This window comes from Aeromonas sp. SrichE-2G, from assembly GCF_017939565.1.
GTDB lineage: Bacteria > Pseudomonadota > Gammaproteobacteria > Enterobacterales > Aeromonadaceae > Aeromonas > Aeromonas taiwanensis.
The window spans coordinates 81602-102158 of sequence record NZ_JAGKRG010000053.1; the positions used below are offsets into that span (position 1 = coordinate 81602).

Sequence of the window (20557 nt, forward strand, 5' to 3'; positions counted from 1 at the left end):
TGGTGGGCAGAGTTTAAATAGCGCACTGTGCTGCCTGTGTTTACAGCTTGGCGAGACGCTCGCGGATCTCCTGTCTGCGGCCCTCGTCCGCCAGCTCGCGCCCCGGGCGGGCAGGGGCGGCCAGGGCCTTGTCCAGGTAGACCTTCGCCTGGGCCTTGTCCCCCTGATCCAGCAGGAAGTCGCCGTAGAAGAAGTTGGGGTCGATGCCAGTGGGGTTGATGGCGAGCGCCTGCTTGAGCAGTTGCTCCGCCTTCTCGTCATCGCCAAAGCCTACCGGCCAGCCCGGCACCTGGTAATAGAGCGAACCCAGGCTGGTGTAGGCCGAGCCGTCCAGCGCCTTGGGATCCTGCTTGATGGCGATCTCCAGCCTGGCCTTGGCCTCCTTCACCAGACTCAGTGCCCCCAGCCCGCCCTTGGCACCAGCCCAGGTGCTCTTGACGATGGCGGACCAGATCAGCAGATCGGTACGAAACGCCTCCTTGGCACTCGCCTCATCGGCCTTTGCACTCAGGGTCTCCAGGCAGCTCTCCTTGGCCTTGCCGGTCTGCTGGTACTGGCAGTGGGCCCATTGCTGCTGGATGGCGGGCAGGGCATCGGCGGCCCGGGCCAGGGGGCTGACCAGCGTACCTCCCAGAGTGAGCAGCAGGAGGCCGTGGGCGACGCTGGGACGGAATGTGGCGTGTTTCATCTCAATGTTCCTTCTCGTTCGTAGCGGAGGAGCCGTGGGGAGGGTGACCCAGGGCGTGGGAGCGGCGGGCATGGCGTTCTATGATGGGGAGCTGCCTGGCCAGCGCCAGATCCACCACGGCGGGCAGCAGGGCGTTGAGGCGCACGAACAGCTTTTCCGGCCAGCCGAGCCAGTAGCGTCGCGTCTCGTTGCACAGGGCGATAACGGCCTCCTCGGCCACGTCCTGGGGGCTGTCGGTGTGGGTGCCGAGCTCGGCATTCATGGCGTAGGCCGCCTCGGAGTTGAGCAGGGTGCGGGTGGCACGGGGGGCGAAGTGGATCACCTTGATGCCGCTCCCTTCCAGCTCCCGTCCCAGCGCCTCGCTGAAGCCGCGCAGGGCGAACTTGCTGGCGCAATAGACGCTGTAGCCGGCAAAGCCGATGGCCCCGAGGCTGGAACCCACGTTCATGATGATGGCGGGCTTGCGCAGCCTTGGCAGCAGGGCGCGGGTGAGCTGGATGGGCGCTTCTATGTTGAGCAGCACCTGGCGCGTCACCTGCTCGCCGCTCTGATCTTCCAGCCAGGCGAACTGGTTGCAGCCCGCGCTGTTGATCAGCACGTCCAGCCCCTCGTCCAGGGCCGGGTGTTGCAGCAACCGGGCACGCTCCTGGGGCGAGCCGAGATCGGCGCTCACCGTCTGGTGGCGCTCCGGGTGGGGCAGCTCCTTGCGCAGGCGCTCCAGCGCGCCCGCCCGGCGCCCGTGCAGCAGCAGGTGAGCGCCCTGGGTTGCCAGCTCCATGGCCAGGGCTTCACCGATGCCGCCGCTGGCACCGGTGAGCAGTATGCGTTTCCCTTCTAACTTCATTGAGCGGATCCCGTGAGCTGATAGAGCATGTCGCCGTAGAGGCGGTAGACCACCTTGGCGGCGTGAATGATGGCGGTCTGGTCGGCGGGGTTCTCCACCCGGTCCATCAGGGACTCGAAGAACTGGAGATGCTCCTGATCCAGGGCGCCGTGGGAGCTCAGGTAGCTCATGGCCTGGGGGGGCAGGCCGAGGCCGCTCTTGAGCTGGTCTGCGACGGTCAGGGCGATGGCGACGCTGGTGCCTTCCAGCACCTGGACCATGCCGAAGAAGCCCATGGGATTGCCGCGCTGGATCTGGTCGTAGAGGAAGGCCACCATCAGCTCGATGGGCAGGTCGGGCTGGCCGTGGCGCACCGCCTCGGCATCGCCGCCACAGGCGCGGATGTCATTGAGGATCCACTCCTGATGGCCGTACTCCTCGTCGATGTACTCCCGGATGGCGCCGCGCACCCACTCGTAATCCTGGCCCAGCTTGCCGCCGGTCGCCATCAGGAGCGGCACCGTGTGGCGCACGTGGTAATAGGCCTGTGCGAGGAAGGCAAGGTAGGTGTCGCGATGAATGTCGCCGCGGCGACAGGCCTCGATGATGGGGGCGTTGAACAGGCGTTCGCGCTCGGTGGCGGTGGCCTGTTGCAGGGTCTGGTAGAAGCTCATGAGGTTTCTCCTGTGAGGCATTGGCGTATCTGCCGGGAAAAGTGCTGATAAATCTCGTTGCGACGGGGGCGCCCGTTGGCGGTCAGCAGGCCGGGGTGTTGATCCAGGGCCACCGGCAACCAGTGATGGATGCGGGCGTAGTCGGGCAGTTGCTGGTTGATCCTGGCTATCTGTTCCGGCAACTGGGACTGGGTGCCCGGGAGCGGCTGGATCAGGGCCACGTTGGCGGGCTGGCCGTCGCCGAAGACCACAATGCGGGCGATGGCCGGACAGAGCTGGGCCTGGGCCTCCACCCACTCCGGCGAGAAGTTGCGGCCAAAGGCGGTGATCTGCACGTTCTTCTTGCGCCCGGTGATGTGCAGGAAGCCCTCGGCATCCAGATGGCCCAGATCCCCGGTGGCGATGGTTCCGGCGAGGGGGGCCTCTTCCCCCAGATAGCCCAGCATAGCGCTGCCACTCACTAGGACCTCGCCATTGGCGGCGATCGCTACCTGACAGTGGGGCAGGGGCAGGCCGACGCTGCCGGGGCTATCCCCCAGCGGGCCGTTGAGGGCCACGACGGAGCCGCACTCCGACAGGCCATAGCCCTCGTAGACCGGCAGACCCAGCGAGCGGGCGTGGGCGATGAGCTCGGGGGCGACCTTGCCCCCGCCGACGGCGACGAAGCGCAGCCCCTTGAGTGGCTCGGTCAGGGCCGGGGTGGTGCGGCACAGGGCCAGCAGCAGGCGCAGCAGTTCGGGCACCAGCACCAGGCTGTGGCTGGGCCAGCGCAGCAGGGCCTGGGCCAGGGTGGCCGGGTCCAGGGCGCTGGAGCCGGAGAAGCCGAGCTCCGCCAGCGAAGGAATGCGGCTGCAGGCGCCGGTCAGCAGCGGCACATAGAGGCCGGTCAGATTCTCCAGCAGGGTGGCCAGCGGCAGCAGGGTCAGGTGCTGCTCAACCCGGGCCGGGGCGACCCGCTCTGCCAGGGAGGTGCAGACGGCAGTCACCTGTGCCAGGGAGAGGCAGACCCCCTTGGGCTGGCCCGTGGTGCCGGAGGTATAGGTGATCTTGGCGGTGCCGTCGGGCAGTGCCGGGCGTCTGGCCGGGGTGCGCCGCCACAGGGGGAGCGCCTGGGCAGCCGGAGTGCCCGTCAACAGTTGCAGGGGGGCGGCGGCCTGCCAGCCCTCGTGCTTGGGGCCCACCAGGGCATCGGCGCCGCTGCTCTCCAGCAGCCAGGATTGCTGGACCGGGCTGAAGAAGTGGGGCACCGGGATGACGACGATGCCCGCCCGGGTGCAGGCCAGATCGAGCAGCGCCCAGGGCAGGCCGTTGTCGAGGTGCAGGGCCAGGCGTTCAATGCCGGCCTGCTGCAGGCGGTCGGCCAGCTGCTGGATCTGCTGCCACAGGGTCTGGTAGTCCAGCGCCCCCTGGCTGCCTTGCAGGGCCGGCTGGTGCGGCGTCTGGCTGGCGTGGCGGGCGATGGCGTCGAACAGGCTCATTGAGCGCACCTCATGTGATGGTCGAGACAGTGCTGGCTGAACAGGGTGGGCATGGTTTCCAGCAGGTTGAGCAGCAGGCTGCTCTGGGCCAGCACCTCGCGTCCCTGATTGATGTCGCCCACCATCACCCTGGGTTGGCAGCGGTAGTATTCCCCCCAGGCGCTGGCGTCGTCCCCCACCTGGTGGGCCTGGGCGGGGGCCAGCTCCACCGGGTTGAGGCGCAGACGGGCAAAGCTGTTGCGCAGTTTGGCGGTGCCGGTGAACACCACGTAGTCGAGGGCGTTGTCGCACAGCAGCCGGCAGAGGGCGGCGAACATCAGGCGGGCATTGCCCGGCTGGCTGCAGGCAAAGTTGCCCACCTCTATGATGCGGTTGCGGGCCGGGCGCACCCCGAGGCAGGTCTCGATGGCGGCCTCCACGGGTTGCTCCAGATACTGTTCCAGATAGAGGCGCTCACCGCTGGCCAGCTTGAGCCCACAGGCTCCGACCAGCAGGCCGTCGGCCCGGTAGAGCCCGAGCAGGCAGGGGAGAAAGTGGGGAATGCGGGCGTTGAACTCCAGGGTGTAGGCCGACTGGATATAGGTCTGCAGCGCCATGACCTGCTGCGGGGACTCGGCCAGGATCAACCTGTAGGGGGCTTGGATCTCTGTGGTCATGGTTGGCTCCTTCTTTTGTGATGGGTTGAGAGTAAAAGGGCAAACTTAAGAAACCCTTAAGGCATGAAAAAAGAGGCGAACGGGAGAGGGGGCCGCGCCGACCATGGGCAGACAGACAAAACAGTTGCCAGCGGCGGGCGTGGCAGGCACTCTGCCCCGCTGTCGCCACCCGAGGAGTCCCCATGTCATCCCCAGTTCGCTGTCCCCTCTGTTCATCCAGCCAACACTACCCCCTGCCGGTGGCAGGCAAGGGCTATCACCGGTGTCTGGCGTGCGAGCTGGTCTGGCTGGACGAGGCGGACCACCTGGACGAGGTGGCCGAAAAGGCGGTCTATGACGGGCACGACAACCGGGTGGACGATCCCGGTTATCGGCGCTTTCTGATGCGCGCGTTCGGGGAGGTGTTGGCGCGGGTATCGCCCCCGGCCAGCGGCCTCGACTTTGGCTGCGGCCCGGGCCCGGCGCTGGTCGCCATGGGGCGGGAGGCGGGCTATGAGATGGCGGGCTACGACAAGTTCTATGCCGATGAGCCCGAGCTGCTGACGAGACAGTATGACTTTATCACCAGCACCGAGGTGGTGGAGCACCTGGCCGAGCCACGCACCGTACTGGACGGGCTCTGGGCCCGCCTCCACCCCGGCGGCGTGCTGGTCTTGCAGACCCAGCGGGTGCTCGGGGACGAGCGCTTCAAGACCTGGCGCTACCGCCACGACCCGACCCACATAGTCTTCTTTGCCGAGGCGTCGTTTCGCGCCCTGGCCGCGTGCTGGCAAGCAGAAGTCGAATTTCCCCATGCCGATGTGGCGGTCTTCACCAAACCCTGAGCGGGGCGTTTTCATTTGACCATGAGTTGGGCATGCTGGTGGTTTGAACCCCAGGAACGGATGCCCCTATCGTCATGTCGACTCCCCACCTCTCATTGCAAGACGCCCGCCACCTGCAGCTCGCGGCCCAGGGGCTGCTGACGCCCCCCAGGCGCAAGGCGAGCCAGGCCGACGTGCTGGCCTGCATCCGCCGCATGGCACTGCTGCAGATAGACACCATCTCGGTGGTGGCCCGCAGTCCCTATCTGGTGCTGTTCAGCCGCCTCGGCCAGTATGACCCCCGCTGGCTGGAGCAACTGCTGGCCGGGGGCGACATCTTCGAGTACTGGGCCCACGAGGCCTGCTTCGTCCCCCGGGAGGATTACCGGCTGCTGCGCCACCGCATGCTGGATCCCGCCGCCATGGGGTGGAAATTCTCGGCCCAGTGGCTCAAGACCCACGGCGGCGAGATAGAGCAGATCGTGGCGCGCATCCGCGAGGAGGGACCGGTGCGGGCGGCGGACTTCGAGCGCAAGGGGGGCAAGGGCAACGGCTGGTGGGACTGGAAGCCCGAGAAGCGCCACCTTGAGGTGCTGTTCACTGCGGGGCGCCTGATGGTGCGCGAGCGGCGCAACTTTCAGCGGGTCTACGATCTCGCCGAGCGGATCCTCCCCGAGTGGAACGACGAGCGGGATCTGCCGAGCCGGGAGCTGGCACAGCGGGACATGGTGCGGGCCAGCTGCCGTGCGCTGGGGCTGGTCAAGACCGGCTGGGTGTCGGATTACTACCGGCTGCGGCGCGGTAAGTACGACGCCCTGCTCCACCAGCTGGCGGACGAGGGGGAGCTGTTGCCGGTGCGGGTGGAGGGGTGGCAGCACGGCGCCTTCGTGCACGCCTCCCTGGCCGGGGAGCTGGCCCAGGCGCAGGGCGGCACCCTCAGGGCGACCCATACCACGGCCCTGTCACCGTTTGATCCTCTGGTGTGGGATCGCAAGCGGGCCAGCGAGTTGTTTGGCTTTGACTACCGCATCGAGTGCTATACCCCGGCCCCCAAGCGCCAGTACGGCTACTTCGTGCTGCCCCTGCTGCATCGCGGCAAGCTGGTGGCCAGGATGGACGCCAAGGCCCACCGCAAGGAGGGGGTGTTCGAGGTGAAGAGCCTCTATCTGGAGGCGGGGGTCAGGGTGACGCGCACCCTGGCGCAGGACTTGCTCAAGGCGCTGCAAAGGTTGGCCGACTGGCACCAGACCCCGCAACTGAGATACGGCGCCGTGCCGGCCCCCTTGCTGGGACTGTGGCAAAACGAGGTGGCGTGATTCGCCGACTCCCAGACAAAGAAAAACCGGGCACCAGGCCCGGTTTTTTGATGGCGATCGGAACCGCTTACTAGAACACCAGCACCATCAGCAGGCCGACGGTGATGGCGGACACCAGGAAGGCGAAGCCATAGAACACGTAGTGGTGCAGCTTGGTGGTGTGGATCCCGAGGTCGTGCAGGCCGTGGTAGATGCGGTGCATGCCGTGCCAGACGGGCAGGGCGATGATCACCAGCAGGATGCAGGCACCCCACCAGGAGCTGGCGAATTCGAGCACGCGCTCGTAGCTCATGGTCTCCACGTCCATGATGCCCATGGGCACCAGCAGACCTGTGATGAGGACAATGACCGGCAGCAGCATGGCAACGACCATGCCGCCGGCACCAAACAGACCCCAATATATAGGCTCGTCAGAACGTCTCATATTTTTTCCTCAAATCATGATTGAGTGATCGTGGCCAACGTTTCTGAATGAGAGCCCGGTACCAAACAGACACCAATAACCAGGCTCGTCAGAACGTCTCATTGTTTTCTCCTCAGGCCACGATGATCAGGACAAGCAGGGATACCACCGCCAGCGCCACATACTGGGCGATGACGATCGGCTTCTCCGGCACCAGGTCTTCACCACGGAAGATGCGCATGGCTTTCGGGGCCAGGGCGAACCAGGTCTTGGCGTGGAACAGGCAGGCTGCCAGAGCGACGACGTGGAACAGGATGGCGATGGGGCTCTGCAGGGATTCCAGCCAGCCGTTGAACGCCTCCTGACCCTGGACCAGGCGCATCAGACCCCACATCAGCACCACGGCATAGATGGAGACGAAGATGCTGGTGCCTTCGCGGATCATGTAGCCGGTGTAGAAGGCATTCTTCAGCCACCAGTCTTTCTTCATCTCGCGCACGTAGGGCTTACGTTTGCTCTCAGTGTTGTTCATGGTCTCACTCCTGGTCTCAATCCGGCTTGAACATGGCGATCATGTAGTCCTTGGCGCTCTCGACCTTGCCAAGCTGGATGGCGGCGGCCGGATCCACGCCCTTCGGGCACACTTCGGAGCAGTAGCCCACGAAGGTGCAACCCCAGACGCCTTCGTCCTGGCTGATGATCTTCATCCGCTCTTTGGACGCGCTGTCGCGGTTGTCGGCGTTGTAGCGGTAGGCCAGTGCCAGGGCCGCCGGACCGGTGAACTTCTTGTTGATGCCATACTGCGGGCAGGCCGCGTAGCACAGACCGCAGTTGATGCACATGGAGAACTGGTGATACTTCGCCATGTCAGCCGGGGTCTGGGTGTACTCGCCATCGCACAGGTTGCGCGGCTCAGACGGGATGATGTAGGGCTTGATGCTCTCCAGCTTCTCGATGAAGTCGGACATGTCCACCACCAGATCGCGCTCGATCGGGAAGTTGTTGAGCGGCTCTATGGTCATCTTGCCCGGCAGGTAGTCCCGCAGGAAGGTCTTGCAGCCCAGCTTCGGAATGCCGTTGACCATCATGCCGCAGGAGCCGCAGATCGCCATCCGGCAGGACCAGCGGAAGCTCAGGGTGGAGTCCAGTTGATCCTTGATGTACTGCAGGGCATCCAGCAGGGACATCTCTTTGAGGTAGGGCACCTGGAAGGTTTGCATCCAGGGCTCGTTATCCTGCTCCGGACGGTAGCGCAGGATTTCAATTTCGATCATCTCAGCCATTCTTCTTAGCCTCGTCTTGTTTCTCACCCTCGGAACCGTACACGCGCTTGGCCGGTTGGGATTTAGTGATCTTCACATCGGAATAGTCGATGGTCGGGGCCCCTTCGCCGTTGTAGAAGGAGAGAGAGTGCTTGAGGAAGTTCACGTCATCACGCTCTTCGTAACCGTCCAGACGCTGGTGGGAACCGCGGGACTCTTTCCGGTTGATGGCGGAGTGCGCCATGGCTTCGGCCACGTCCAGCATGTAGCCCAGCTCGATGGCGTACAGCAGATCGGTGTTGAAGACGGAGGACTTGTCGTTGATCTTGATCTTCTTGTAACGGGCCTTCAGCTCGTTGATCTTGTCGATGGTGCCCTGCATCAGCTCTTCGGTACGGTAGATACCGACGCCGGCTTCCATGGACATGCCGAGTTCATTGCGGATATCCGCCGGGTTTTCGGTGCCGTCGATGTCGAGCAGGGAGAGGTGCTGCTTGATGAGCGCCTCGGCCTTGGCGGCCAGGGCGGCGGTGTCGCCGTGAGCCTGGGTCTTGGCGAATTCACCGGCGTGTTCACCGGCCACTTTGCCGAAGACCACGATCTCGGACAGGGAGTTGGAACCCAGACGGTTCGCGCCGTGCAGACCGACGGAGGCACACTCGCCCAGGGCATAGAGGCCCGGCAGACGGGTGGCGCACTGGCCGTTGGTCTCGATGCCGCCCATGGTGTAGTGGGCAGTCGGACGCACCGGAATCGGTTCTTTCACCGGATCCACGCCCACGTAGGCCTTGGCCAGTTCGCAGATGAAGGGCAGACGCTCCTTCAGGTATTTCTCGCCGAGGTGGCGCAGGTCGAGGTGAACCACGTCGCCCATGGGGCCCTGGATCACGCGGCCTTTCTGCTGCTCCTGCCAGAAGGCCTGGGAGAGACGGTCACGGGGACCCAGCTCCATGTGCTTGTTCTTCGGCTGGCCGACCGGGGTTTCCGGGCCCAGACCGTAGTCTTGCAGGTAGCGGTAGCCATCTTTGTTGAGCAGGATGCCGCCCTCACCACGACAACCCTCGGTCATCAGGATGCCGGTGCCCGGCAGACCGGTCGGGTGGTACTGGACGAACTCCATGTCCCGCAGGGGCACGCCGTGGCGGTAGGCCAGGGCCATGCCGTCACCGGTGACGATGCCGCCGTTGGTGTTGTAGCGATAGACGCGGCCGGCACCGCCGGTGGCCAGCACCACGGACTTGGCCTGGATGAAGCGGGTGATGCCGTTCTGGATGTCAAAGGTGACGACACCCTGGACGCGACCGTCTTCCACGATGAGATCCAGGCAGAAGTGCTCGTCGAAACGCTTGATGCTCGGGTACTTGATGGAGGTCTGGAACAGGGTATGCAGGATGTGGAAGCCGGACTTGTCGGCGGCGAACCAGGTACGGGGGATCTTCATCCCGCCGAAACGGCGCACGTTGGCCTTGCCATCGGGCTTGCGGCTCCAGGGGCAGCCCCAGTGCTCCAGCTGGATCATCTCGTTGGTGGCGTTCTCGACGAAGTACTCGACCACGTCCTGCTCGCACAACCAGTCGCCGCCGGAGACGGTGTCGTTGAAGTGGTTTTCGAGGGAGTCGTCATCGCGGACGACGCCGGCGGCACCACCTTCGGCAGCGACGGTGTGGCTGCGCATAGGGTAAACCTTGGAAATCAGGGCGATGTCCAGGTCGGGGTGGGCTTCTGCAATGGCGATTGCGGCACGCAGGCCACCGCCACCGGCACCGATGATGGCGACATCGGTCTTGATAATATCCACATCTGCCTCCTTAGGGATAGATTTGCTGGGCACGATTTTGCTCTATGAAAAAAATTCAGGCTTGATGCAAGTCAAACTGCTCTGTTTTAGTGCGTGGCAATGGTGGTTTTTAGTACAACCACCCCATTCCATGGATGAAAACGCCGTATTTATCGCCATCCGTCAGTCATCAGGATCAGCCGCAACCATGAGTCTGGTTGTTTTAACCCCCAGATTATATGTAGTTTTCTTTCAGGAAAATGAGAAATGCCTCTCTTTTTGGGTATTACCCTTAAAGTTTTTAAGTTTTTTATCAAAATTATTTAGTAAGAATTATTCTCAGCGTTTCCCACCGAAAATAGACTTCAAAAAAGTAATGCGAATATAGACTGCATGCGCCAAGGGCAGGCTGGATGCGAGCTGAATGGGGAGGCGCGTCACAAAAATGGTCGGCGAGGCCCCTGGGTAATAACTGCTGAAACAAAAGGGATTTTACAAAAAAAAAGGGGCCTGTACGGCCCCCTGAATAGGGTGGTCTCATATGCGGAACATGCCCACCTGATTGTTCAGTTCGCCTGAGATATTTTTAAGCTGGGCCGACAGATTGCGAGAGCTGTCCGCATCGACCGCCAGCTCGTCGGAGACGTCCTTGACCGCCTGGATGTTGCGGCTGACCTCGTCGGTGACTGCACGCTGCTCCTCGGCGGCGCTGGAGATCTGGGTCGCCATGTCGGAGATCTGGTTGATGGAGGTGGTGATCTGCTCCAGCGCCTGGGTCGCATCATTGGCATCTTCCACGCTGTTCTGGGCCAGCAGCTGACCCTCGTGCATGGTACTGACGGCGCCCTGGGTGTTGCGCTGCAGGGTCTCGATCATGCTGCGGATCTCGACGGTGGAGCTGTGGGTGCGCTGGGACAGCACCCGTACCTCGTCGGCGACCACCGCAAAGCCACGGCCCTGCTCGCCGGCCCGGGCCGCCTCGATGGCGGCGTTGAGCGCCAGCAGGTTGGTCTGCTCGGCGATGCCCTGGATGGTGGAGAGGATGGTGTTGATCTCCTGGGCGTTCTTCTCCAGCTCCTGGATGATGCCGGAGGCCTGCTTGACCTGGGTGGCGAGATCCGTGATGGAGCGCTGGTTGCGTGCGATCACCTGCTTGCCGTGCTCACAGCTGCTGGAGGAGCTGCGGGCCGCTTCCGCGGTCTGCTCGGCATTGCTGGCGACCTCGACGGCAGTGGCGGACATCTCGTGCACCGCGGTCGCTATCTGGGAGATCTCGTTCTGCTGGCGGGCCAGCCCCTGGTTGGATTTCTCCGCCATGTCGTGGGAGGACCTGGCCTGCTGATTGAGCTGGCTGGAGGAGTTGGAGATGTCCTGCACCATCACGTGGATGCGCTCGATGAAGGTGTTGACGTGCTTGGCGACGGCGCCGACCTCGTCTTCCCGCTCGATCTTGATGCGGCGGGTCAGGTCGCCGTTGCCGCGGGAGAGATCCGCGATGGCGTCGCCGAGGGTCTTGAGCGGAGCCAGGGAGCGGTTGATGGCCACGTAGGAGAAGCCCGCGACGATGAGGATGGTCAGCAGCCCCTGCAGCAGGGCGGAGGTCACCATGCGCGACACGGACTGGTAGGCGACCGCCTCGTCAACGACGATGCCGAAGTACCAGTTGGTATTGGGGATCTCGGTGAGATCGAAGATGCTCGCCTTGCCGCTGATCTCCATCTCGGAGATGGTGTTGTCATGGGCCAGTTCGTTGACCTTGGCCGCCGTCAGCTCCGGGGAGATGGCGGTGGCGGGTTTGAGGGTCAGCGCCTTGTCCGGGTGGGCGATGATGGTGCCGTTGCTGTCCACCAGGATGGCGTAGGTGCCTTCCGAGTTCATGGCGAGCACGTCTTTCACCAGACCGTCGATGGAGACGTCACCGGCGATGACGCCGTCGGTGTTGCCGCGGCTGAAGGGCTCGGCGATGGTGATGATGAGCTGGCCCGTGGTGATGTCGGCGTAAGGGGCCGTGATGGCGAGCTTGCCGGCGGCCATGGCATCCTTGTACCAGGGGCGCTGGCGCGGGTCATAGCCGGCCGGCAGATCGGTGGGCTTGCTCTGGATCATCCGGCCATCCTTGGTGCCCACGTAGACGAGATCGAAGTTGCCCGCATTCATGGACTGGGCCAGATGGCTGAGGGGCTCGTCTTCCTTGGCGAAGGCTTCTTTGGTGGCGGTGACGAGATTGATGCGGGCGTCGAGCCAGCGGGAGATCCCCTTGACGTTGGCGACTGAGCTGTCGTCGATGAAGCTCCAGATCAGTCGCTGTGTCTCGCTGCGCAACTGGGAGGTGTTGTACCAGACCTGCAGGCCGGTAATGACCAGAATGATGGCCCCGATGGCGAGGACCAGCTTGTTCTTGATGGATAGGTTCATGTTTACATCCTTGTGAGCGTCAGTCTGAGATCCATGGTGTTTGTTATTGTTATGAGCCAACTCTGTATCGGCTGGCTGTGGACTTTATGTATCCCGGTGCACAGCAATTTTTCGACTTTTTTCACCTCCCGACGGCCCGCCAGGCCGCGCCGATACTCAGCTGAATCGATCTGGCCGGTTGGTAAAGATGCCATCGACACCCATGCTGGCGAGGGCTCTCTCATCACTCACTTCGTCGACCGTGTAGACCAGGATCTTGAGCCCCCGGCGATGGGCATCCGCCACCAGGGTCTGGTCGACAAAATCCACGTCGCAGTTGAGAGACCAGGCCCCCAGCTCTTCGGCGAAGCGGGCCCCGTGCAGCGGCAGGCTGGCGGTCAGGGCGCCGAGGCGCAGATCGGGCCTCAGGCTGGCAAAGTGCGCCAGCTCGGGATGGTGGAAAGAGGAGATGACCCAGTGCGCCGGGGTGAAGCCGAGATCGGCCTCGGCCCGACGGGTCAGGGCGGCCACCGGCTCGGCGGTGCCAGCCCCCTTGAGCTCGATATGCAGTTCGCAGCGCCCCGCCACCAGCGTCATCACCTGCCACAGGGTCGGGATCCGCTCCCCCTGGCCCGCATCCAGGCTTGCCAGGTAGTCCCGGGACTGCCCGGTCAGAACCCCGTGCCCGTCGGTGCAGCGCTCCAGCCGGCGGTCGTGGAAGACCCAGAGCTCGCCGTCGGCCCACTGTACGTCGAGCTCGATGGCGCCGACGCCAAGCTCCAGCGCGACGGCCATCGCCTTGAGGGTGTTCTCCGGTGCCAGGCCGCTGGCGCCGCGATGGGCAATGATCTGCATGCTTGCTCCTGTTGTTGTCGGTGCACGGCGCTGCGCTTGTTGCACCCTACGAGGCTAGCTCAACCCCGGCTCATCCGGATATCGATCTGCTGGTGAGGCAGGTGCATGCCTATCTGGTGAAGTTTCTCCAGGATCAGCGAGTGCACTTCGTGGGTGCACAGGGACATCCGGTGATCCCTGCGTGTCATGCTCAACCCCGGCTCATCCGGATATCGATCTGCTGGTGAGGCAGGTGCATGCCTATCTGGTGGAGTTTCTCCAGGATCAACGAGTGCACCTCGTGGGTGATGGGCATCCGGTGATCCATGTTGTTCACGTAGAGGCGGATCTCGTAGATGAGGGCCGAGTCGGTGAACTCGACCAGGAATACCTCCGGGGTGGGGGTATCCAGCACCAGGGTGGACTCCTGCACGCACAGCTCCAGCAACTGCTGCACCTGCTTGGGATTCTGGGTCAGGCCGATGCGGATGCGCAGCTTGACCCGGGTAATGGCGTCGGACAGGGACCAGTTGATGAACTGCTCCGTGATGAAGGCCTTGTTGGGGACGATGATCTCCTTTCGGTCCCAGTCCACTATGGTGGTGGCCCGGGTCTTGATCTTGGTGACGGTGCCGGTCAGATCACGGATGGTGACGGTGTCACCGAGCCGGATCGGTTTCTCGAACAGGATGATGAGGCCGGAGACGAAGTTCGCGAAGATCTCCTGCAATCCGAAGCCCAGCCCCACCGACAGGGCCGCCACCAGCCACTGGGTCTTGGACCAGTCGATGCCGAGCATGGAGAAGCCGGTGAGGGCGCCGATCAGCAGCACCAGGTACTTGCTGACGGTGGTGAGCGCGAAGCCGGTGCCGGGGGAGAGGCTCAGGTGCTGGAGCAGGGTGAGCTCCATCAGCCCCGGCAGGTTGCGGGCGGTGACCACGGTCAGGATGAAGGCAAAGGCGGTCAGCATCAGATCCTGCAGGGTGATGGCGGAGAGCTGCTCGATCCCCGCCACCTTGCTGCTCACCTGCCACACCTCGATGCTGCTGAGGAAGCTGAACGCCGAGTTGAGATCCGACCATTGCACCACCACCAGCATGGTGAAGCCCAGCATCAGCAGGGTGCGCACCAGGCCGAGGGACTGGGCGCTGATGGTGTCCAGATCCAGCTCGGGCTCCTCGACCACGTCGGGGATCTCGGAGCTGAGATCGTCCTCGTCCCGTTCCCGCTGGGCCAGGATCTCGGCCCGCTTCTGCTTGGCGCGATCGAAGGCGAGGCGACGGCGCTGGATCAGCATCCAGCGGTGGGCCAGGTAATAGGCGAGCAGGCAGCCCAGCCCCATCAGCAGGCTCAGTTCCAGCTGGCGCAGCAGGATGCGGGAGGTATAGAAGTAACCAAACAGGGTGCCCAGCACCGCCAGCAGGGGGGCCAGCATCAGGCTGTTCCAGATTAAGTGGTGCAGCAGGTGGGGCTTGCTCATGTCGGCTTGACCCCAGGTGAGGGGCAGCTTCTCCCGGTTGAGGCGAGCGAAGAAGAGCAGCAACCAGAGGGCGCCGACGATGAAGGCGAGGCGGCCGAGGGAGTCATAGAAGGCGTGCTCCTGATAGCTGCTCGCCATGCCCTGGACGAAGAAGCTCGGGATCAGTACCAGCAGCAGGGTGCGGAACTGGCCCCATACCTTCTGGACCCGCTCCTTCTGCCAGCGGAAATGCAGGATCAGGATCCCCTTCTCCAGAGAGAGGTGACGGGCTACCAGCAGGGCCAGCAGCAGGAACCAGATCTCCCCCAGCCCCCGGGCCACCGCCACCGCGAAGGGATATTGCCAGGCGCCGTCGAGCAGGCCGTGCACCATGATCACCATGGCGGGCAGCGGCAGGGCGGCAAGCACGGAGCGCAGCAGCAACCGGCTGGTGAGGCTGAACTTGTCCTGGGTCACCTTGCCGATACTGGGAGCTATGTAGTGGCTGTAGTGGACGAGGTGGCGAGCCAGTTTCAGCCAGCACCAGACCAGCCCCAGCAGGGCGAGCCCGGCCAGGGTGAGGGTCAGGGGGCTGTTCTCGGCGATTGCCTTGGGGATCTGCAGCCAGTTGACCGGATTGAAGACCAGCGCCAGGGCGGCAGGCACGCCGAGCAGCACGGCGGGGCTCAGGGGGCGCACGTCCGGCATCCAGAAGAGGTGGCTGGCGCTGAGCTCGCGGATCTCGTCGATCTTGCTGTTCTGGCGGCTGTAGAGCAGCTTGAGGCGGGTCTGTTCCTGGATCAGGGTGTCGGAGGCATCGTTGAGCCGGGTCAGCAGTTGCCGTCTCGCCTTGAGCAGGTTGTCGAGCACGGCGCGCTGGGCCCTGTCCAGGGTGATGCCATCCCCGCTCAGCAGCTGGTTGCGGACCTGCTCAGGATCCTTCAAGGCGTCCTGCTCGGTCTCGTACTGGTACTTCGCCATGCGCGCCTTGACGATGGCGGACTCCAGTCTCTCCAGCGGGAAGTAAGCAGGCAGGTCGGCGAGCTTGCTGCGCAGGTTCTCGCCGTAGGCGTTGCTGATCTGCAGCCATTCCAGTTGCTCGCGCACCGAGTTGACCAGGTCGTTGAGCCCGGAGAGGGCGCTGTCTATGGTGCGCTGCTCGTCCTGCACCCGTTCAATCTGATCTTCCAGGGCGCCGAGCTGCAGGGAGAGGGCCTGGTTTTGCTGTTGCTGCTCCTGCAGCAGGGGGAGATCCGAGGTGAGCTGGCGGCGCAGGCGTTCACTCTCGGCCAGCGCCTGCTCGGTCTTGTCACGGCGCAGCTGGTTCTGCTGGGCGAGCAGGCTGGCCTGCCACTCGTCCTCGTCGGTGATGGCGAGGCTGAGCTCCTGCAGCTTCAGCTTGCCGAGATCGTTGCGCTGCTGGGCGGAGAGCTGCTCCAGCTCCAGCATCTGGATCCGGTCGGAGAGGCTCTGCTCCTTGAGGCGGGTCGCCAGCTGCTGGGCCTCCTGCAGCCTGTCCGACTCGTTGCTGAAGCTCAGGCGATCGAGCAGGGCGCGGGTCTGCAGCAACTGCTTGCGCAACTCGTCGACCCTCTGGTGATACTCCTGCCCCGTGCTCTCCAGCTGGTTCAGGCTGTCGGTCACCGCCTGGCGCTCCTTGCGCAGGTTGATCTGGCGGTTGCTGCTCAGGCTGATGGCCTGGCGCAGTGCCTCCTCTTTCAGGGAGGAGAGGGACGGGCGGGGCTGGGGCTGGTAGTTGTGCAGCGCCTCCTTGAGGCGGGCGGACTCCTTGGGGTAGTCGATGAGGATCTGCTGGTAGGCCTTGCCCTGCTCCCGGTAGCGCTGGGCGTCGCGGGCATATTGCAGCGCCTGTTGATAGCTCTCTCGCAGCTGCTGGTTTTCCGGGCTTTCCGTCTTGGGCACGCTCTGCAGCAGCTCCTCGACCTGGGTGATGGCATCATCGGCCTGGGCGGTGGAGAAGGGGAGCAGGCTGAGACAGAGCATCAGACAGAGCAGGCGTTGCAACATGGCGCACGTTTCCGTTCATGAGAAGTCGCCCTAGCCTAAAGCAGGGGCTGGGGCGGGTAAAGTCTTCCATCCTAATGATTCACAACATAAATAACGGGTGATCCGGGGTTTGTTTGGCTATTATTCTGGCCGTTTTCCCTCGTTGAGCACCCTATGTCCACTGTCGATCTGGGCACTGCCCCCCTTTCCCGCCTCTTCCTGCGCTACGTGACCCCGACGGTGGCCGCCATGCTGGTCACCGGCATCTATGTCACCATAGACGGCATCTTCGTCGGTCATATCCTGGGTCAGGACGGCCTGGCCGGCATGATGCTGGCCTACCCCATCTGCGCCGTGCTCTACGCGGTGGGGGCGCTGATCGGCATGGGCTCCTCGTCGCTGGCCTCTTTCTATCTCGGCAAGGGGGAGCAGGCAAAGGCGCGCCACATCGTCGGCAATGCCCTGGTGATGGTGATCATCGCCTCGGCACTGCTCGCCTTTGTCGGTATTCGCTATGGCGACGAGATGCTGGCCTGGATGGGGGCGGAGGGGGCCATCTTCGACGCCGGCCTCGCCTATCTGCAGTGGTACGCCTGGCTCGGGGTCTTCGCCGTGCTCTCCATGGCGTTTACCGCATTGCTGCGCAACGACGGGCGACCCGGCCTCACCACCTGGATCCTGGTGGGGGGCGGCGTGCTCAACGTGCTGCTCGACTACCTGCTGATGGCGGTGATCCCCTGGGGGTTGGCAGGGGCGGCCATCGCCACCATGCTCTCCCAGGCGGTGACCGGGGGCCTGTGCCTGTGGCACTTCTTCACCCCGCGCAGCCAGCTGCGCATCCGCCTGGACACCCTGCTGCCGGACTGGCGCCTGATGGGGGAGACATTGCGACTCGGGGTGTCGAGCTTCCTGATGTACCTCTATCTGTCTGTGGTACTGGCGCTGCACAACAAGGCGCTGCTCTCGGTCGGTACTTCACTGCACGTGGCGGCCTATGGCGTCATCAGCTACAGCGAGGCCTTCTTCTATCTCATCTTCGAGGGGATCGCCATGGGCATCCAGCCCATCGCCAGCTTCAACGCCGGGGCGGGCAACTGGGCGCGGGTGCTGCGGGTGCGTAACCTGGCGCTGGGGGTGACCCTGCTGGTGGCGCTGTGCGGCATGGTGCCGCTCTATCTGTGGCCGGAGGGGGTCGTCTACCTGTTTGCCGGCGACAATGCGGCCCTCTTGCCGGTGGCGACCCTGGGGATCTGGCTCTACTTCTGGGGGCTGCCCATGGAGGGGCTGTTGCTGGTGGGGGCGACCTACTTCCAGGCCATCAACCGGGCCCGCATCGCCTCCCTGCTCACCGGCGGCAAGCTGGTGCTGATAGGCGGCTTCCTGTGGGGCTTCTCCTCCCTCTGGGGGGTATCCGGCGTCTGGCTGGCGCTGCCTGCCTGCAGCACCCTGCTGGTTCTGGTGATGTGGCGGGTCATGGGCAAGGAGGCCGGGCTGCATGCCGCAGCCGCATAGCTAACGCCCCCGTCCATTGACGACAAAGGCAGCCTGGGCTGCCTTTGTCGTTTCATCCAGCCAGGATCAGGGCTTGAAGGCCCCGATAAAGATGGCGGGGTCGACCCGGGCGTCGTTCAGGCTGACGTTCCAGTGCATGTGGGGGCCGGTGGCGCGGCCGGTGGCGCCGACCCGGCCGACGATGCCGCCCCGGGGCAGGCTCTGGCCCAGGGTCACGTCGATTTTGGACATGTGGCAGAACATGCTGATGAGCCCCTGGCCGTGATCGACAAACACCGTATTGCCGTTGAAGAAGTAGCTGCCGATGAGGATCACCTTGCCCGCCGCCGGCGCCTTGATGGGGGTGCCTGCACCGACCGCAAAGTCGAGGCCCGAGTGGGGGTTGCGCTCCTCGCCGTTGAAGAAGCGGCGCAGGCCGAACGGGCTGGAGAGGGGGCCGTTGACCGGCTTGTCGAACATCAGGTTGCTGGGCTGGGCCGGACTGAAGGTCTGGTAGGCCTTGGTCTGTTCGGCCAGCTCGCGGTTGATGCGCGCCATGTCTTCCGCCAGCGGATTGACCTGGCGCGTATTTTTCAACTTGATGTGCTGCTCTCGGTAGTGCTTGGCGCGGACCGTGAAGCTCAAGGTACGGCCATCGCTGGTGGTCAGTTGATGGGAGCCGGGCGCGCTCTTGAGCGGGATGCCGACGATGGCGATCCAGCGCCTGCCCTCTTCCTGCACCACCAGCACGGGCTTGTCCTGATACCGCACGGCGGGCGCCTTGGCGCCGTCCCCGAGCGGCACCACGGCCACGCCCCCCGGCACAGGGTGGTTGAGCAGGCGGCTGATAAAGCCGGATTCGGCGTGAAGAGCGGGACTGCCGAGCAGCACGAGAAGGAAGAACAGGCGGCGCATGGTGGCTCCATCGAACAAGGCGGTGAGATACGAGGGGGCAGATGATGCCACATTCTGCCGGGGCTGTCCGTCCCCCGGCCCCATGACCGCAGGGCTGCCTGAAAGGAGCAGGAGTGAAAACTCTGTGCTATTTACTAATGTGTCACTAAAGGTGTCTTTGAATGGCACCTATGTCGGCAGGCAGTGAAGCACTGGCAGGAGGACGGCAGTCGCCAGCGACATCCAGGGATAGACGGAGGTTGTGATGAAGACCAAGGCTCTCTTGCTACTCGGACTCATAATGGGGATGTCGGCACCCGTTGCCGCCTTCAACGGGGTCATTACCATCAATGGCGAAGTGACCGCGGGGACCTGTGCCATCGCGGTCAACGGGGGCACGGCGTCTGCGACCGTGACCCTGCCCACCGTCAGCACCAATGCCCTTGGCAGCATAGGCCAGACCGCAGGGGCGACCGGTTTCAACCTCGCTCTCACCAGTTGCCCGACCACGGGGTCGGTGCGCGCCTACTTCGAGAACATCGGGGTGGAGCAGACAACGGGCAACCTCAGCAACAAGGCCGTCGCCTCGGGCGGCAAGAACCCGGCGCAGAACGTGGAGGTGCAGATCCTCTCGGCCAACAGCACCCCCATCGATCTGCGCACCAACACCGGCAATGACGTGCTGGTCGACTTCAGCGCCACCGGTGGGGCGACCCTCTACTACAGCGCCCAGTACATCGCCACCGGTGCCGTGGGAGCCGGCCTGGTCTCTGCAGATCTCATCTATTCCCTGGACTACCACTGAGTTCGCCTGATGAACCTTCTGGTGCTTCAGCGACGCTTAGGGGGTCTCCTCTGGTGCGGGCTCTGGTTCCTGCCCTGGCTGGCCTGGGGTCATGTCCAGATCTCGGGCACCCGGGTCATCTACCCTGCCAATGCGCGAGAGGTCACGCTGGAGCTGACCAACAAGGGGAACACCCCCTCTCTGGTGCAGGTGTGGCTGGATGCCGGTGATCGCCGTATCCGTCCCGGTGCGGAGGCCCTTCCTTTCCTGATCACCCCTCCCATCACCCGCATCGAACCCCAGCGCGGCCAGTCCCTGCGCCTGGCTTATGTGGGGCAGGGGCTGCCTCAGGATCGGGAATCCGTGTTCTGGCTCAACGTGCTGGAGGTGCCGCCGAGTGTCAAAGCTGCCCAGCCGGGTCAGAACATGGTCCAGCTCGCCTTTCGCTCCCGCATCAAGATGTTCTATCGGCCGACCGGGTTGCCCGGCAATGTCGAACGCTCCGCCCACCAGCTCAGCTGGCGCCTGATCCGCCAGGGCGCCGGTTATGCGCTGCGGGCCAGCAACCCGAGCCTCTATCATGTCAGCATCAGCAACCTGGATCTGCAGACAACCCAGTCGAAGCGCTACCACAACCTGAGCGGTGGCATGGTGGCGCCAGGCGGTTTCTTTGATTTTCCCGTCGCTCAGTTGTCGGGAAATGCCCAGGCCAGGGAGCTGACCTTCTACTGGCTCAACGACTACGGCGCTCGTGAGGTGGGGCAATTCGTTTTCCGCTGATCCTCGAACAGGCCGGTGGCTCGCCCGGTGCTGG

19 protein-coding genes are annotated in these 20557 nt (G+C 64.0%); 6 read left to right on the forward strand and 13 right to left on the reverse strand.

Translation table 11 applies throughout. The annotated features are described in order from the left end of the window. Positions 1-40 precede the first annotated feature (40 nt). The 5 genes from J9885_RS16745 to J9885_RS16765 are packed head-to-tail and all read right to left on the reverse strand — an operon-like array spanning position 41 to position 4319. Entirely contained in the window at positions 41-688 is a 648-nt protein-coding gene (locus J9885_RS16745; RefSeq protein WP_210550116.1) for a tetratricopeptide repeat protein, read from the reverse strand. 1 nt (position 689) lies between these two features. Next, on the reverse strand, positions 690-1532 hold the full coding sequence (locus J9885_RS16750; protein ID WP_043762157.1) for an SDR family oxidoreductase: 843 nt from the start codon (positions 1530-1532) through the stop codon (positions 690-692). Beyond that, entirely contained in the window at positions 1529-2185 is a 657-nt protein-coding gene (locus J9885_RS16755) for an iron-containing redox enzyme family protein (RefSeq protein WP_210550117.1), read from the reverse strand. The genes J9885_RS16750 and J9885_RS16755 overlap by 4 nt, the downstream gene beginning before the upstream one ends. Beyond that, positions 2182-3663: an AMP-dependent synthetase/ligase gene (locus J9885_RS16760; protein WP_210550118.1), complete on the reverse strand. Its 1482-nt coding sequence runs from the start codon at positions 3661-3663 to the stop codon at positions 2182-2184. The genes J9885_RS16755 and J9885_RS16760 overlap by 4 nt, the downstream gene beginning before the upstream one ends. Continuing rightward, positions 3660-4319, reverse strand: coding sequence for a thermostable hemolysin (locus J9885_RS16765; protein ID WP_210550119.1), 660 nt, complete (start codon positions 4317-4319; stop codon positions 3660-3662). Before J9885_RS16765 ends, J9885_RS16760 begins: the two co-directional genes overlap by 4 nt. A gap of 182 nt (positions 4320-4501) precedes the next feature. On the opposite strand from J9885_RS16765, the gene J9885_RS16770 reads away from it, so the two are divergent. Then, a complete protein-coding gene (locus J9885_RS16770; protein ID WP_210550120.1) occupies positions 4502-5143 on the forward strand; it encodes a class I SAM-dependent methyltransferase in 642 nt (213 codons plus the stop codon). 74 nt (positions 5144-5217) lie between these two features. Then, positions 5218-6438: a winged helix-turn-helix domain-containing protein gene (locus J9885_RS16775; RefSeq protein ID WP_210550121.1), complete on the forward strand. Its 1221-nt coding sequence runs from the start codon at positions 5218-5220 to the stop codon at positions 6436-6438. A gap of 70 nt (positions 6439-6508) precedes the next feature. On the opposite strand, the gene frdD is transcribed toward J9885_RS16775, so the two are convergent. From frdD to frdA, 4 genes are all read right to left on the reverse strand, one after another. Further along, entirely contained in the window at positions 6509-6862 is a 354-nt protein-coding gene (gene frdD / locus J9885_RS16780; protein ID WP_210550122.1) for a fumarate reductase subunit FrdD, read from the reverse strand. 112 nt (positions 6863-6974) lie between these two features. Further along, positions 6975-7373 (reverse strand): fumarate reductase, encoded by a 399-nt coding sequence (locus tag J9885_RS16785; protein ID WP_043762146.1) that lies wholly within the window; start codon positions 7371-7373, stop codon positions 6975-6977. Positions 7374-7389: 16 nt separating this feature from the next. Further along, the gene (locus tag J9885_RS16790) at positions 7390-8124 is read right to left on the reverse strand and encodes a succinate dehydrogenase/fumarate reductase iron-sulfur subunit (protein WP_017781598.1); all 735 of its coding nucleotides are present in this window, start codon (positions 8122-8124) and stop codon (positions 7390-7392) included. After that, positions 8117-9901 (reverse strand): fumarate reductase (quinol) flavoprotein subunit, encoded by a 1785-nt coding sequence (frdA, locus tag J9885_RS16795; protein WP_210537913.1) that lies wholly within the window; start codon positions 9899-9901, stop codon positions 8117-8119. The genes J9885_RS16790 and frdA overlap by 8 nt, the downstream gene beginning before the upstream one ends. A 22-nt stretch (positions 9902-9923) precedes the next feature. Here frdA and J9885_RS16800 point away from each other — a divergent pair, with 22 nt between their 5' ends. Continuing rightward, the gene (locus J9885_RS16800) at positions 9924-10268 is read left to right on the forward strand and encodes a hypothetical protein (RefSeq protein ID WP_156135305.1); all 345 of its coding nucleotides are present in this window, start codon (positions 9924-9926) and stop codon (positions 10266-10268) included. Positions 10269-10417: 149 nt separating this feature from the next. Here the strand turns inward: J9885_RS16800 and J9885_RS16805 are convergent, their stop codons facing one another. From J9885_RS16805 to mscM, 3 genes are all read right to left on the reverse strand, one after another. Next, positions 10418-12295, reverse strand: coding sequence for a methyl-accepting chemotaxis protein (locus tag J9885_RS16805; RefSeq protein ID WP_210550123.1), 1878 nt, complete (start codon positions 12293-12295; stop codon positions 10418-10420). A 156-nt stretch (positions 12296-12451) separates the two neighbouring features. After that, positions 12452-13129 carry a glycerophosphodiester phosphodiesterase family protein gene (locus tag J9885_RS16810; RefSeq protein WP_210550124.1) on the reverse strand — a complete coding sequence of 226 codons (678 nt, stop codon included), beginning with the start codon at positions 13127-13129 and terminating at the stop codon, positions 12452-12454. A gap of 190 nt (positions 13130-13319) precedes the next feature. Further along, positions 13320-16595, reverse strand: coding sequence for a miniconductance mechanosensitive channel MscM (gene mscM, locus J9885_RS16815; RefSeq protein ID WP_210550125.1), 3276 nt, complete (start codon positions 16593-16595; stop codon positions 13320-13322). A 153-nt stretch (positions 16596-16748) separates the two neighbouring features. Between mscM and J9885_RS16820 the strand changes: the two genes are divergently transcribed. Further along, positions 16749-18086 (forward strand): MATE family efflux transporter, encoded by a 1338-nt coding sequence (locus J9885_RS16820; protein ID WP_210550126.1) that lies wholly within the window; start codon positions 16749-16751, stop codon positions 18084-18086. Positions 18087-18152: 66 nt separating this feature from the next. Here J9885_RS16820 and J9885_RS16825 read toward each other — a convergent pair whose 3' ends face one another. Next, the gene (locus J9885_RS16825; protein ID WP_210550127.1) at positions 18153-18980 is read right to left on the reverse strand and encodes a M23 family metallopeptidase; all 828 of its coding nucleotides are present in this window, start codon (positions 18978-18980) and stop codon (positions 18153-18155) included. Between the two features lie 244 nt (positions 18981-19224). Between J9885_RS16825 and J9885_RS16830 the strand changes: the two genes are divergently transcribed. Both J9885_RS16830 and J9885_RS16835 read left to right on the forward strand, forming a co-directional pair. Then, positions 19225-19764 (forward strand): fimbrial protein, encoded by a 540-nt coding sequence (locus J9885_RS16830; RefSeq protein ID WP_210550128.1) that lies wholly within the window; start codon positions 19225-19227, stop codon positions 19762-19764. 9 nt (positions 19765-19773) lie between these two features. After that, positions 19774-20523: a fimbria/pilus periplasmic chaperone gene (locus J9885_RS16835; protein WP_210550129.1), complete on the forward strand. Its 750-nt coding sequence runs from the start codon at positions 19774-19776 to the stop codon at positions 20521-20523. Positions 20524-20557: the final 34 nt, after the last annotated feature.